Origin of the sequence: Gracilibacillus xinjiangensis, assembly GCF_042651765.1 — a bacterium.
Taxonomy (GTDB): Bacteria; Bacillota; Bacilli; order Bacillales; family Amphibacillaceae; genus Gracilibacillus; species Gracilibacillus xinjiangensis.
In genome coordinates this window covers 328250-341814 of sequence record NZ_JBHSDT010000004.1, presented here as the reverse complement: position 1 = coordinate 341814, position 13565 = coordinate 328250, and the positions used below count along the sequence as shown (strand labels likewise).

Genomic DNA, 13565 nt, shown 5'->3' with positions numbered 1-13565 from the left:
TTGATCTTTTACTTATTCTCTTCTTCAAATTTCTTCATAAATGAAACTAGTGCTTCTACCCCTTCAACAGGCATTGCGTTGTAAATACTTGCGCGCATTCCACCTACTGAACGGTGCCCCTTTAATGTTTCTAAACCTGCCTCTTTCGCTTCTTTGACAAACTGTGTATCTAAATCACGACCTGGAATAACAAAAGGGATGTTCATAATAGAACGGCTGTCCTCTGCTACAGGTGATGCATAGAAATCAGATTGAGCGATATAGTCATATAATAAATCAGCTTTTTCTTTATTACGTTTTTGAATTGCTTCAATTCCGCCCAATTCTTTGATCCATTCAAACACCAGTTTAGCCATATAAATACCATAAGTAGGCGGAGTGTTATACAATGAGCCGCTGTCACTATGTGTTTGGTAATCCAGCATTGTTGGACAAATGTCTGAAGCATTACCGATTAAATCTTCACGGATGATGACAACCGTTAAGCCGGCTGGTCCTATATTTTTTTGTGCACCAGCATAGATGATACCAAATTTGGATACATCAATTTCTTCTGAAAGAATATTCGAAGACATGTCCGCTACCAGAGGAATATTTCCTGTATCAGGTATCTCTCGGAAAGCTGTTCCTTCAATAGTGTTATTTGTTGTAATGTGCACATAATCTGCTTCTGGATCGATCATACTTGCATTCACTTTAGGAATAAAAGTGAAATTGTCGTCTTCTGATGATGCAATCACATTTACCTGGCCATATTTCTTGGCTTCTTTTATCGCTTTTTTAGACCAAGACCCTGTATTTACATAAGCTGCTTTTCCATTCTTCATTAAGTTAAGTGGTACCATGGCAAATTGTTGTGATGCCCCGCCTTGTACAAACAAAACTTTGTAATTGTCAGGAATATTCATTAACTCCCGAAGTAAACTTTCCGCTTCTGTAATAATATCTGTAAATAAACCTGACCGGTGGCTTAGCTCCATTACAGACATACCAGAATTTTTGTAATCAGGTAATTCTTTTTGTGCTTTTTCTAAAACTGCCAAAGGCAACATAGATGGACCAGCTGAAAAATTGTACACTCTCTTCATCTACAACCAACTCCTCAATTATATTAAACAGAAAGAGGTAAGGAATAATCCTTACCTTTGCCCAGGCGAGCGGCTTCGCTACCATGTGCTCCCTTACGGTTATCCGTACCTCGCCAGTTACACACAGCCTTTTTATTTGTGATAATTTTAACAATATTTCCTTCGATTTTCAATCATAAAATAATAAAACTTTTGTAAACATTCAAATAATTTCAACATCCATTTTAATGATTATACATTCCTACATTGTATAGTGGTATGATAGAATAGAAACATTACTGGGTTGGAGCTGATTAGAAACATGGAAACAATCATATTTGATGTAGATGACACACTTTATGACCAATTATTACCTTTTAAAAATGCGGTAAAAGATAAAATCGATGATTCTTTCTCCAATGAAGAAATCACCTTACTCTATCTGAAATGTCGGAAATACAGTGATGAGGTCTTTGAAAAACATATGTCTGGGGAGATTACTGCATCACAATTGCAGACATATCGTATTATCATGGCATGCAGGGATTTTGGGATTGAGTTGTCAGAAAATGAGGCTTTAGCCTTTCAGGAAGCATATCTTTCCGAACAAAAGCAGATATCCTTAATTAATGAAATAGAAACTCTATTCAATAAACTGCACGATAGCGGTAAGCAATTAGCTGTCTTAACAAATGGAGAGCATGGTCATCAGATGATGAAGGTCAAACAGTTAGGTATAGAAAAATGGGTACCTATTGATCGTATTTTTGTATCTGGTTCAATAGGGTACTCTAAGCCAGATCTAAATGTATTCCGACATATAGAAAATAAGCTTGAACTGAGTAAAGAAAACATCATATATATTGGCGATTCATTTGAAAATGACGTTGTCGGGGCAAAAACAGCTGGTTGGCAAGCTATCTGGTTTAACCATAGGAGAAGGACCGTTAATCACACAAAATGGCAAGCGGATCATGTTGTGAATAACCCGAAAGACTTGCTAGCAATTTTTCAGTAAAGAAATCATACTTGAAATACAGTCGAAAGAAACATTCCGTTAGCCATTCAGTCAACCTGTAAACAGGTAAATAGCTATTCCATATCTCCATAGACTTAGTTCAAAACAATGAAACGTTTTTCAATGGAATTAATTTGTACCCAATGGCAAGAATATTGTTTATTTGACACTGTATGGCAGTTTAAAAAGATTTATTTAAGAAAGAACAATCAATCATAATTATTACATATTTTAGTTGGAGTGACTTCATTTTGAATTCAAAAAAAGTATTAGCAGTGCTATTTGCTGTCATGTTTCTGGTAATGGTTGGGTTTGGGATCATTATACCCGTCCTGCCATTTTATGCTGAGGAGCTTGGCGCTTCTCCCACACAGCTTGGTTTATTAATGGCAGTTTATTCACTGATGCAATTTATTTTTTCACCAATGTGGGGCCGGATTTCAGACCGCATTGGCCGCAAACCTGTCTTACTGATTGGGATTGCGGGTCTTTCTTTAAGCTTTTTCTTAATGGCATTTGCCAGCCAATTATGGATGCTATTTGCCGCCCGGATCATTGGAGGTTTCCTGTCTGCTGCTAATATGCCTACAGTTATGGCATATGTAGCGGATATTACGAGTGAAGAAAACCGCAGTAAAGGAATGGGGATCATCGGTGCATCTGTTGGACTTGGTTTTATATTTGGTCCGGCAATTGGCGGGGTTTTTTCAGAGGGAAACCTTTCCACACCGTTTATATTAGCGGGCTGTTCTTCTATTTTAACTTTCCTATTAGTAATGATTGTACTGAAAGAGTCATTATCTTCTGATAGTGAAACCGCCCAAAAGAAGCGTCCGTCATTAGTACAAGCATTAAAGGAGCCTGCCTCTCCTTTATTTCTTTTGCAATGGTTTGTTTCCATTTCACTAGCTGGTTTGGAAGCAACTTTCGCCTATTTCGCTTATGATAAAGCTGGGTTAGGCACAGTTCAACTCGGCTATATTTTTATGATTATGGGCTTTGCCGGCGCACTGGTTCAAGGTGGACTTGTTGGTAAGATGACGAAGAAGTTTGGTGAAGGTAATGTCATTCAGATTGGGATCATTACCTCGATTATTGGCTTTACCTTAATACTTTTCGTCAACAATTTTCTTACCGCTGCCGTTTTCTTATCTATCTTTGGGATTGGAAACGGCTTGATCAGACCTAGTGTCTCCTCATTATTAACAAAACAAGCCAAGTCGGGTTATGGCCAAGTAACAGGTCTGCTGTCTTCCTTTGATTCACTTGGCAGAATAATCGGGCCGCCACTTGGCGGGTTATTGTATGGATTTGCCGTACACTTGCCTTATGTTTCCGGGATTATATTGTCTGTAATAGCATTAGGAATTTATTATATCTATGTAAAGAAAACGAGGGAAACATTAACTTAATCATTCAGCTGAGACAAGAATAACTGAAAGATTTTAAAATACCGAACCATTTATTCCAAAAAACAAGCATGGTTTTATTCCATGCTTGTTTTTTAAAAGGGCGGGTAAGCCATCAGTCACTCCTTTATCAACCTTCTTAAAAACTAATTCACATCTTTGGTTAGAATTCTAAGACGATAACAGTTTTTCGCTGTTACGCCAAGCTGATCTAATAAATTATAATTTGCATATGCACCTACTACCGCACCAAGCCCTGGTATCATCTGAAACAGTTTGACCAAATCGATATAATCCCGATACTCCTGTTGAAAACTGCGCCAATCCATATCGATTAACTTATCCTTTTCCTCTTCCCAATTTCGTACTAGATGATAGGTTTCACGCCGCTTATCATCATTTGAAAAAGCGAGCTGGAATACATGAAGTATGAATAAACGTTCTTCATATTTTTGGGTATCATACCCATAGGTTGCAGCAACATCAAATAAGAATTTCATTTTAATTGATAACAGTAAGGGAAAGTCAGCCAAACCTAATAGGATACCTCCTGCCCCTGTACCTGCCCCTTCCACTGCAGCTGTTTTGCGATAAGAGGCTAATTTCGTCTGAACCAGATTCTCCTTTTCTTCTAAACTTAATCCATTCGTTTTCCCTTTGGATGTTGTGATATTAGAACCCGCCAGCGTTGCTTTGACCATTTGTTTGATCGCTTCTGTTACCACTTGATGTGCTTTTTCTGGTATATAACTATTTATTTTATTTTGTGCCTTTTTCGATAACGACTGGACAAGACTTTTATTTTTTAAAATTTTCAATTCCCAATCCAGCATCTCTTGATATGCTGTTTGTTCATATCTATTCATCGACACATCTCCCATTTTTAATCATTTCATTACTTATACGAACAAGGATGAGAAAAGTTTCTAAATAGGCAAGCATTTCAAAAAACTCATCAATATGTATGATCAATCATTATCTGCACACATTAATTATTATCTATGGTTAATGGAGGTATGCGGTATGATAGAAGAACTACTGTTAGTTATATGGAGAGTTATAACCATATTACCACTCATGTTAATTATCACACTATTCATGGGTCGGCGTGCAATTGGTGAGTTACCTGTCTTTGATTTTCTTGTTATTATCACACTAGCTTCTGTTGTTGGTGCGGATATTGCCGACCCTAGTATTCATCACTTTCCTACGGTTATTGCTATTATTGCTATTGGTCTTATCCAGAAAATTGTTTCGCACTTGAAGTTAGCAAACCATAAGTTTGGTCATAAGATAACACTTGAGCCAACTGTTGTTATCCATGAAGGTATGTTAATCAAAACCAATTTAAAGAAAATCGGATTTTCCATTGACAATATATTACAAATGCTGCGTGAGAAGAGCATTTTCGATATAAGTGAAGTGGAAACAGCAATTATAGAAGCTAATGGATCCCTGAGTGTACTGAAAAAACAACCTAAAAGAGCTGTCACATTAGGAGATCTCCAGCTTTCGGGTGATAGTTCACTCCTATCATACCCAGTTGTTGTGGAGGGAGAAATCTACAGCAATGTGCTAGAAGCACTGCAACTTGACAATATATGGTTAGAAGAACAAATACAACTTGAAAATCTAACATTATCTGATATCTTCTTCGCAAGCATTAATTCTCTCCATGAATTACATATTTGTTCTTATGATGATATTCCAGAAAAGTTACCGCCAATCTACCATTAATTTAGCTAAAGCTCAATTTTAAGCAATAGGGAAGAAATATATGTTCAAGCAATTTTTTTAACATAAAATAATAAACGATACATAAATAACAATATAGCCTAATAAGAATGGAGAGAGGAATAATGGATCCATTTCATCCACCTGAAATTGTTGTTTATGGCACTAGTGTTATTGCATTATCACCAGATCTGGTCACAATAGAATTAGGAGTTGTAAAAGAAGGGAAAAGCGCTCAAGCCGTTCAACAAGAGACTAATACAATAATGGCACAAGTATATAAAGCATTATTCACTCAAAATGTTCACAAGGATAGTATTCAAACAATAGAGATCTCCATATATCCACAATATGATTATATGGATGGTAGCCAATTGTTAAAAGGATTTATTGCAGCAAATATGATATCCCTCCAAACAACTGACCTTTCTAATATTGGGGATTTATTGGATATAGCGGTTAGAAATGGAGCAAACCGGATCTCAAATATTACCTTTCGCGTACTTAATGAAGATTATTACTATCAACACGCACTGCAGTCAGCTTTACATAATGGATACCAGAAAGCATTAACTATTGCCAATCGCTCTCTTACACCTGTTAGTATAAAAGAATTAACAGCAGCAAACTCCACACTATATAAAGCTTCTCACATGGAATATTCCACTAGTTCACCGGTTCCCATTTCTCCTGGCAAAATAGAGATAGAAGCAAAAGTAGAAATGATTTACTGCATCTCTTAAGCAGATGGATAAACACTCATAACAGATGTTTCCTTCATAAAATAATCCGTTATCCCCCTCTTTTCTCTTTGATTCAACCCTCCCCATCCACATCACATTTCATCCGAATGCCCATTTCACCAATTTTTCATTTTATTTACAAATGTTTATTTGCCGTGAAATACGGTTATGGAATCTACATAAGCAAATATAAAATTCAAATGGAGGTATCTAAATGAATGTAATGAGAGCAAAAGACATTAAAGACGATCCTGTTATGAAAGAGGTTGTTCATAATGGAAAATATGTCTACATTGTTGATGTTAATGATGAAACACAAAAAGCATTGGTAAAGTATAAAAAAGAATCAGATGATACGTTTGAAGTTGATGTAACAGAACTTAAAGAAAAAGAATAAAAACAACTTAAGGAGGATATGAATGAAACCACAAGATATGCAAAATGGATCAACACCTAAACAAACACAAAGCCGTCAGCCAGGTATTGAATCAGAAATGAATCCAACACCCCATCAGCCAACGGAATATAAGGGCTCTGATAAGTTAAAAGGGAAAGTTGCTTTAATCACTGGCGGGGATAGTGGAATAGGCAAAGCTGTAGCGATTCTATATGCAAAAGAGGGTGCAAATGTTGCTATCTCTTATCTTGATGAACATGATGATGCAGAACAAACTAAGAAGTTAGTGGAACAAGAGGGCGCCCAGTGTATTTTGCTGCCAGGCGATATTAAAGACCCGAATCATTGTGAAGAATTAGTCCAGCAAACCGTTGAGCAATTTGGAAAGCTGAATATCCTTGTTAATAATGCGGCAATTCAATATGTGAAAGAAGATTTACAGGATATTTCTAATGAACAATTAGAAGAAGTATTTCGCACCAACTTCTTCTCACAGTTCTATTTAACAAAAGCGGCAGTACCACACATGAATGCTGGTGATACCATCATCAGTACATCTTCCATCAATTCTTATAAAGGGAATGCAGTATTAATTGACTATTCTGCCACAAAAGGTGCTATTACTTCATTTATTCGAAGTATTGCACAGAATCTTGCCAAAAAAGGGATTCGCGCAAATTCTGTTGCACCAGGCCCAGTGTGGACACCATTAATCCCAGCAACATTTGATGAAGATGGTGTGGAGAAATTTGGACAAGACAGTTTAATGGAAAGACCTGGACAACCATCTGAGCATGCATGGCCATACGTAATGTTAGCCTCTGATGAATCTTCCTATATGACAGGTCAGACGATTCATATTAATGGCGGTTCATGGACCTCTTCCTAATGTAATGTTACAACAACATTACATTTGATTAGTTTAGGATTGATAGAGGATACATGGGGTATTAATTAATAACCGTTTACAATCCCTGTAATGGAGTAAGGATTATCAAAGTCGTTCTCGCCATCGTTTCGTACAACTTTTTAAAAAATTTCAAAGGAGGATTTATGATGAGGTGTACAGAGTGTGATGGGGCAGGATTAGTGCGTTGTCCAGAATGTTCAGGGGAAGGTATTGATTATGGGATCCACAAATGTGAAGAATGTGCAGGCGAAGGAGAATTTGCTTGTCACACATGTGATGGCACTGGTAAAGTAGGATTAATCGAAAAAGTAAAATCAAGGCTGTAAAATGTGAAAAAGCCAAAGACCTGGGTAAGGTCTTTGGCTTTTTCTCTGCTTGCTTAAATCTCGTTTCATCCAAGTCAGATAACTTCACGTTCCCAATGCCTGTGTGCGGTAATAGCATCGATAAACTTGGGAACAAATGATTGTACATCTTCCCCAATCACCACACCAGGGCTTTTGTCCATTTCTGCTGCATCAAGAAGCTTCCTGCCTGCTCCTGTTGCTCCAATAGGCTTATAGTGAGTGAATGCTTCATAAATAAAGTGCGTTGCTTTTTTATAGAAATTCTTATCTTCTTCTTTTCCTCCGATCACGTACACTGCATCAAATAAAACAGAGTCTGCTGTTAAAAATGTATGTTTAACTTCTAATTCAGCTTTGTCTCTTCCCGTTACTGTGCCCAATTGATCACTGACGATCTCTGTTTGAATTCCTTTTCTATTTAATTCATCTAGAATTTCATTCACTTGCAAATCTTTAAAACCATCTCCTACAATTACCGCAACTTTTCTTGTTTCCGGCAATTTTATTGTATTCTCTTGGCTAAGTGCAGGAGATTTTTTTGTAACTTGATTCGGTTTTTCTGGAGGTAATTTCGCCCCAATTGCTTTAGCGAATCCTCTGGCTAAATCTGTACTCACATTTGCAAACATATCAACAACTTGCTGCTGGACAGATTTACTTTCTACTTTACCCAATTCAAAACTAAATGCTTCAATTATATGTTCCTTCTCCGGCTTTGACATACTGTTCCAAAATAGGGTGGCCTGACTGAAATGATCTTTAAAACTTTCACTACGGGCGCGAATTTTACGCCCATCTATTTTTTCTTCATAATGCTTATAACCTCCCTCTTCTTCCGTAGAAGTTGCAGGAGTATTTTGTGCTAGTGAGTTGTTATGGTAACTTACTTGGCCGCGATTAATCGTCTGTCTGCCATATCCGTCACGTTGGTTGTTATGGAATGGGCATACGGGCCGGTTAATCGGCAATTCATGAAAATTCGGACCGCCTAAACGAATTAACTGGGTATCCGTATAGGAAAATAAACGTCCTTGCAATAATGGATCATTAGTAAAATCAATTCCGGGTACGACATGTCCCGGGTGAAAAGCAACTTGCTCTGTTTCTGCAAACACGTTATCTACGTTACGGTTCAATGTCATTTTTCCAATAATTTTGACAGGTACATCTTCTTCTGGCCATATTTTAGTCGGATCTAATATATCAAAATCAAAACGGAACTCTTCTTCTTCCGGTATTATCTGAACCCCTAACTCATACTCAGGATAGTCCCCATCTTCGATCGCTTCCCAAAGGTCACGACGATGGAAATCAGGGTCCTTGCCATTAATTTTTTGTGCTTCATCCCAAACAACGGAATGGGTGCCTAAAACTGGCTTCCAATGAAATTTCACAAAATGGGATTTCCCTTCTTCATTTATAAAACGGAAAGTGTGTACACCGAACCCTTCCATCATCCTGTAACTTCTTGGTATCGCCCGGTCTGACATCGTCCACATGACCATATGTGCGGACTCTTGATTATTTGCAACAAAATCCCAAAATGTATCATGCGCAGATGCTGCTTGGGGCATTTCATTATGTGGTTCAGGTTTTAATGCATGGACTAAATCAGGGAATTTCATCGCATCCTGAATGAAAAATACCGGAATATTGTTCCCTACTAAGTCATAATTACCTTCATCGGTATAAAATTTAGTGGCAAATCCTCGCGCATCTCTTGCAAGTTCTCCTGATCCTCTGTTACCAACAACCGTTGAAAATCGGACAAATACTGGCGTTTTTTTCTCTGGATCTTGCAGAAAGGCCGCCTTTGTAAATTCTTTCATCGATTCATATACTTGAAACTCTCCATGGGCAGCGAAACCACGAGCATGTACGATCCGTTCTGGTATTCTTTCATGATCAAAATGGGTCATTTTTTCACGGAAATGGAAATCTTCCATTAATGTAGGCCCACGTTCCCCAGCTTTTAGCGAAAATTCATCTTCAGATACTTTTACACCTTGATTTGTCGTCAATTTCTGATTTCGATCATCTGTTGTAAACTGTTCTAATTGTTCCTTTTTGCTATTGCTGCCATTTACGTTTCTTTCATTACTCATAATGCCCTTCCTCCCTTTAGGAATATTTCCCCAATTCTCCTTCCCTTCCTGCGATTAACTTAAACACCATTTTCTCTAATTTTCATCTGCCTAGTACCGCTTATCATCGCCATGTAAAAGAGAATCCAGAACTATGATAGTTCTGGATTCTCTAACTAATAACAAAGACTCTAAAACCGTCCTGATCGAAAAATAGAATAAATCATCCATGCGAACATTAACATCGCGATAACAAAGCCAATTTCAATTGCGGGAATGTCCCATAATAAAGATGTTTGTCTGCCTAAAGCGGAACCAATTATTAATCCGACCATAATTAAACTGAATGCTAACAAAACAATACTAAAGGACAGCCGGTTACTAACTCTATCAAGCTTCTTAAAAAATGAATCAGCTTCCGGAACAGATACTTGAATGGGAAGCTTTCTTTTCTTCACCAATGTTGTAATTTCTTGTACAGCTACTGGTAAGTCTTTCAATACATCCCCATATTCCTGGAACTGATCCCAAAAATCTTCCGCCAACTGTTTAGGATGATACTGTTGTTTGATTAAATCGATTGCATAAGGTTCTGCTGCTTCAGCGATATTAATATTCGGGTCTAATTGTTCGACTACGCCTTCCATTGTTAGAACTGCCTTGCCCACTAATGTTAAATCTGTCGGTATAGTAATATCATGTTTATGAGCAATAGCAAACAAATCTGTCATAGACTCTCCTAATCTCAGTTCATTTCTAGGTATGTTGTCATATTTTATTAAAAATTGATCAATATCACCATAAAGCACATGCAAATTAACATCATCCGGGACAACACCCATTTTCTGAATTGCTTTTATCATTCCATCTGATTTTTGTCGTACCAATGCAATCATTAAATGGGCTAAATGTGTCTTCATGTCATGAGATAACCTGCCTACCATCCCAAAATCCATTATCGCAATTTTCTCACCAGGTAATGCTAACAAGTTTCCTGTATGCGGATCACCATGGAAGAACCCTTCCTGGAATATCTGCTGAAAAACAACCTGCATGACTCTATCTGCTAATATGCCGATATCATAACCCTTTTCCTTTAAATCTGATTTGGCATTTAGTTTGATTCCTTCTATAAACTCCATTGTTAGAACTCTTTTCGTCGTATAATCCCAGTAAATCTCCGGAACGACGATATGATCATCGGATTCGAACTGTTTTGCCATAATATCAGCATTCCGACCTTCTCTAATAAAATCTAACTCCCTAATAATTGCATTAGAAAATTCCTCGACTAATTCGCTCAATTGATATTTCCTGGCCCAGTGAGTTCGTTTTTCTGCCCTTGCTGATAACTCTTTTAGAATCTCTATATCCGTATGTATCGACTTTTTTATGTTGGGGCGTTGCAGTTTAACTGCCACACGTTTTCCGGACTTTAATTCTGCTTCATGAACTTGGCCAATAGAAGCAACCCCGACAGGATCATGGTCAAATTTCTGGAATACTTGATCTGGATGGGCTCCTAATTCCTGTTCAATTATTTGGTTAACATCCTCCATACTCATTGGGGTGAGACCATCTTGAAGCTTTTCGAGTTCCTTTATGATATCCTTTGGAATTAAATCAGGCCGCGCACTAGCCATTTGGCCTAATTTGATAAAAGTTGGACCAAGCTCTTCTAAAAAGTATCGAATTCGTTCACCAGGAGTTTTTTGGTCTTTTTGTTGATACCTTTGTACGAATATTCTGCGTGGCAATGAAAAAACCTGGTCGAGCCCTAACTCTTTTACAAAATAACCGAATCCATTCCTTGAGAACGCCACTGCAATTTCTCTGTAACGATCCATATGCCTGATTCTGCCTTTAAAAATACTGTCCACCCCCTTTTTTAGTTATTTACCTATTCTCATTGATTGGTTTTTTGCTCTAATGCCGTTAATCGTTGTTCTATTGCTCGTAAATCTTCTTTTCTCACTACCTCGAACTCATCCAGCATGTTTTCAAGTTTTTGTTTTAATTTGGCGTCCATTTTTTGCTGGCTGTCTTCACCTTTTTGTCTTAGTTGGGTAAAGATATCGTCTGAATCTTCTTTTGATAATTCGCCTTTTTTAATTAATTCATCCATTACCTTCTCTGCTTGTTCCTTACTAGCTGCCGCTAACCCTAATCCTAATGATACACCCTTTTTGAATGTGTCTTTCATTGGTCACCCTCCTTGTTTATTAACCGTTCAAATTTATTTATTGTAGTAATCTTTACCCAAAATTGCCTGTTCGAAAACAATAATAAAGGAATTCACGAGCGTAATCGCGAATACATTGATGAAAAGGAGGATTGATGGAATGAAAAATAGCCAAACGGCCGATATAAAGCTGGGATTAAGTATTCAAGTGAGGTTAGTATCTAACTTGCAAAAATCCATTGCTTATTATCGGGACATTTTAGGTTGTACTGTGGATGATTGGGGGCATGCCCAGCGTGATGAAATGATAGTCATTCTACAACAGGCAAAGACAGGAGACGACGTTAGACCAAATCCAGCATCAAAGAAAAGACTCGATTACCCCACTGAATGGCAAGGACCTGATCATGGCTGGGATACTTTTGTACATGTGGAATGGGATGATCTGGAACCTTTGATTGAAGATATTCGAGTAAAAGGAGGATTTATTAGATTGGAGCCAATTACTGACGTTCATGGCAAGTGGGAATTTAAGAATGCATATGTTCAAGACCCGGACCGTTATACCATCGTATTTGGTGCAATGCGCGAACTATAGTTAGATAAAGGAAAAATCCATGATTGTAATAAAACCATGGATTTTTATATATATTTCTATAAAGCTGTTCCCAAAACTTCACTTAATCTATCAGGATAATTAGTAAATATCCCTGTCACTCCCCACCCCAATAATTGCCGCATATCTTTTTGTTCATTTACCGTATAAGTGTGGAGTAACAAGCCGGCTTCTCGGACATCTTTAACAAATGACTCATTAATATACCGGTAATTAACACCTAATCCTACAGCATATTTCTTTATCTCCGTTAATTCCTGACTGGATATTTCCGCAGGCTGATTAAAGCTGATTAATTGTATTATTGGTAAATCGGGTTCTATCTCATGAATTTCTTGTAAACTCTCTTTACTAAACGATTGAATAATAACTGCACCCTCCCGCTCAGTTGGTATTAGCTCATACTCTTTTAAAGTGTGGATCAATGAATCTGTCATACCCGGAGATTCATTAGATTGCTTTATTTCAATATAGTAATTGGCATCTGCTCCAAATCGTTCAAACACTTCATGAAGGGTGGGTATGGTGAGTCTCTCGAAGCTCTCTTGCGCTTTATCTGGATAAGCTTGGTTAAACCATGATCCAGCATCTAATTCTTTCATATCATTTAGTGTATATTCACTCACCAGGCCAATTTCATTTGTTGTACGATTCACTTCCGGGTCATGCATCGCCACTAACTGCCCATCTTTTGTCATTTGCAAATCAATCTCTATGTAATCTGCTCCCATTCTTTCCCCCATTTCATATGCCTCTATCGTATGTTCAGGGGCGTGACCAGAGGCGCCTCTATGGGCAATGTTAACAATTCGATCAGGAGATAAGAGTGATGCTGATGAATTAGGTAAAATTGAAACTTCCTCTATCCTATTCATTTGTGATGCAGTCCAAATGACCATATAACTTGCAAAAATAAGAAAAACAGCAGCAAAAATCAGTTTTATTTTCATTTTTATCACCTACAAAGAAAAAATTATGAAACTTTTTTGAATTAAATTTCGTCTTTAAATTTAGGACATATACTTAATAAAGGGGACATTAATTTTTGTTATTTTTGT

At 37.4% G+C, this 13565-nt stretch carries 14 protein-coding genes and 1 riboswitch; of the genes, 8 read left to right on the top strand and 6 right to left on the bottom strand.

The features are described from left to right. Positions 1-8 precede the first annotated feature (8 nt). Positions 9-1088, bottom strand: a complete 1080-nt coding sequence (serC, locus tag ACFOY7_RS05930; protein ID WP_390250353.1) for a 3-phosphoserine/phosphohydroxythreonine transaminase — start codon at positions 1086-1088, stop codon at positions 9-11. Between the two features lie 52 nt (positions 1089-1140). Then, a riboswitch (ZMP/ZTP riboswitch) is annotated at positions 1141-1219 on the bottom strand. A 170-nt stretch (positions 1220-1389) separates the two neighbouring features. Between serC and ACFOY7_RS05925 the strand changes: the two genes are divergently transcribed. Both ACFOY7_RS05925 and ACFOY7_RS05920 read left to right on the top strand, forming a co-directional pair. Continuing rightward, the gene (locus ACFOY7_RS05925; RefSeq protein ID WP_390250351.1) at positions 1390-2085 is read left to right on the top strand and encodes an HAD family hydrolase; all 696 of its coding nucleotides are present in this window, start codon (positions 1390-1392) and stop codon (positions 2083-2085) included. Between the two features lie 251 nt (positions 2086-2336). Further along, entirely contained in the window at positions 2337-3497 is a 1161-nt protein-coding gene (locus ACFOY7_RS05920; RefSeq protein WP_390250349.1) for an MFS transporter, read from the top strand. A gap of 143 nt (positions 3498-3640) precedes the next feature. Here ACFOY7_RS05920 and ACFOY7_RS05915 read toward each other — a convergent pair whose 3' ends face one another. Then, positions 3641-4360: an EcsC family protein gene (locus ACFOY7_RS05915; RefSeq protein WP_390250347.1), complete on the bottom strand. Its 720-nt coding sequence runs from the start codon at positions 4358-4360 to the stop codon at positions 3641-3643. Between the two features lie 157 nt (positions 4361-4517). Between ACFOY7_RS05915 and ACFOY7_RS05910 the strand changes: the two genes are divergently transcribed. The 5 genes from ACFOY7_RS05910 to ACFOY7_RS05890 all read left to right on the top strand — a co-directional run bounded on the left by ACFOY7_RS05910 (position 4518) and on the right by ACFOY7_RS05890 (position 7604). Next, the gene (locus tag ACFOY7_RS05910; protein WP_390250345.1) at positions 4518-5231 is read left to right on the top strand and encodes a DUF421 domain-containing protein; all 714 of its coding nucleotides are present in this window, start codon (positions 4518-4520) and stop codon (positions 5229-5231) included. A 122-nt stretch (positions 5232-5353) separates the two neighbouring features. Beyond that, positions 5354-5971 carry an SIMPL domain-containing protein gene (locus ACFOY7_RS05905; RefSeq protein ID WP_390250343.1) on the top strand — a complete coding sequence of 206 codons (618 nt, stop codon included), beginning with the start codon at positions 5354-5356 and terminating at the stop codon, positions 5969-5971. A gap of 214 nt (positions 5972-6185) precedes the next feature. After that, positions 6186-6368, top strand: coding sequence for a small, acid-soluble spore protein, H family (locus ACFOY7_RS05900; RefSeq protein ID WP_390250341.1), 183 nt, complete (start codon positions 6186-6188; stop codon positions 6366-6368). A gap of 22 nt (positions 6369-6390) precedes the next feature. Further along, positions 6391-7257, top strand: a complete 867-nt coding sequence (locus tag ACFOY7_RS05895; protein WP_390250339.1) for an SDR family oxidoreductase — start codon at positions 6391-6393, stop codon at positions 7255-7257. A 167-nt stretch (positions 7258-7424) separates the two neighbouring features. Then, on the top strand, positions 7425-7604 hold the full coding sequence (locus tag ACFOY7_RS05890; protein ID WP_390250337.1) for a hypothetical protein: 180 nt from the start codon (positions 7425-7427) through the stop codon (positions 7602-7604). Between the two features lie 74 nt (positions 7605-7678). Here ACFOY7_RS05890 and ACFOY7_RS05885 read toward each other — a convergent pair whose 3' ends face one another. The 3 genes from ACFOY7_RS05885 to ACFOY7_RS05875 all read right to left on the bottom strand — a co-directional run bounded on the left by ACFOY7_RS05885 (position 7679) and on the right by ACFOY7_RS05875 (position 11912). Beyond that, positions 7679-9730 carry a catalase gene (locus ACFOY7_RS05885; RefSeq protein WP_390250335.1) on the bottom strand — a complete coding sequence of 684 codons (2052 nt, stop codon included), beginning with the start codon at positions 9728-9730 and terminating at the stop codon, positions 7679-7681. Between the two features lie 170 nt (positions 9731-9900). Beyond that, positions 9901-11556 carry an ABC1 kinase family protein gene (locus tag ACFOY7_RS05880; protein WP_390250333.1) on the bottom strand — a complete coding sequence of 552 codons (1656 nt, stop codon included), beginning with the start codon at positions 11554-11556 and terminating at the stop codon, positions 9901-9903. 59 nt (positions 11557-11615) lie between these two features. Then, on the bottom strand, positions 11616-11912 hold the full coding sequence (locus ACFOY7_RS05875) for a phasin family protein (RefSeq protein ID WP_390250331.1): 297 nt from the start codon (positions 11910-11912) through the stop codon (positions 11616-11618). 139 nt (positions 11913-12051) lie between these two features. Between ACFOY7_RS05875 and ACFOY7_RS05870 the strand changes: the two genes are divergently transcribed. Then, positions 12052-12489 (top strand): VOC family protein, encoded by a 438-nt coding sequence (locus ACFOY7_RS05870; RefSeq protein ID WP_390250329.1) that lies wholly within the window; start codon positions 12052-12054, stop codon positions 12487-12489. A gap of 56 nt (positions 12490-12545) precedes the next feature. Here the strand turns inward: ACFOY7_RS05870 and ACFOY7_RS05865 are convergent, their stop codons facing one another. Continuing rightward, complete coding sequence (locus ACFOY7_RS05865; RefSeq protein WP_390250327.1) at positions 12546-13457, bottom strand: glycerophosphodiester phosphodiesterase; 912 nt, start codon at positions 13455-13457, stop codon at positions 12546-12548. Positions 13458-13565: the final 108 nt, after the last annotated feature.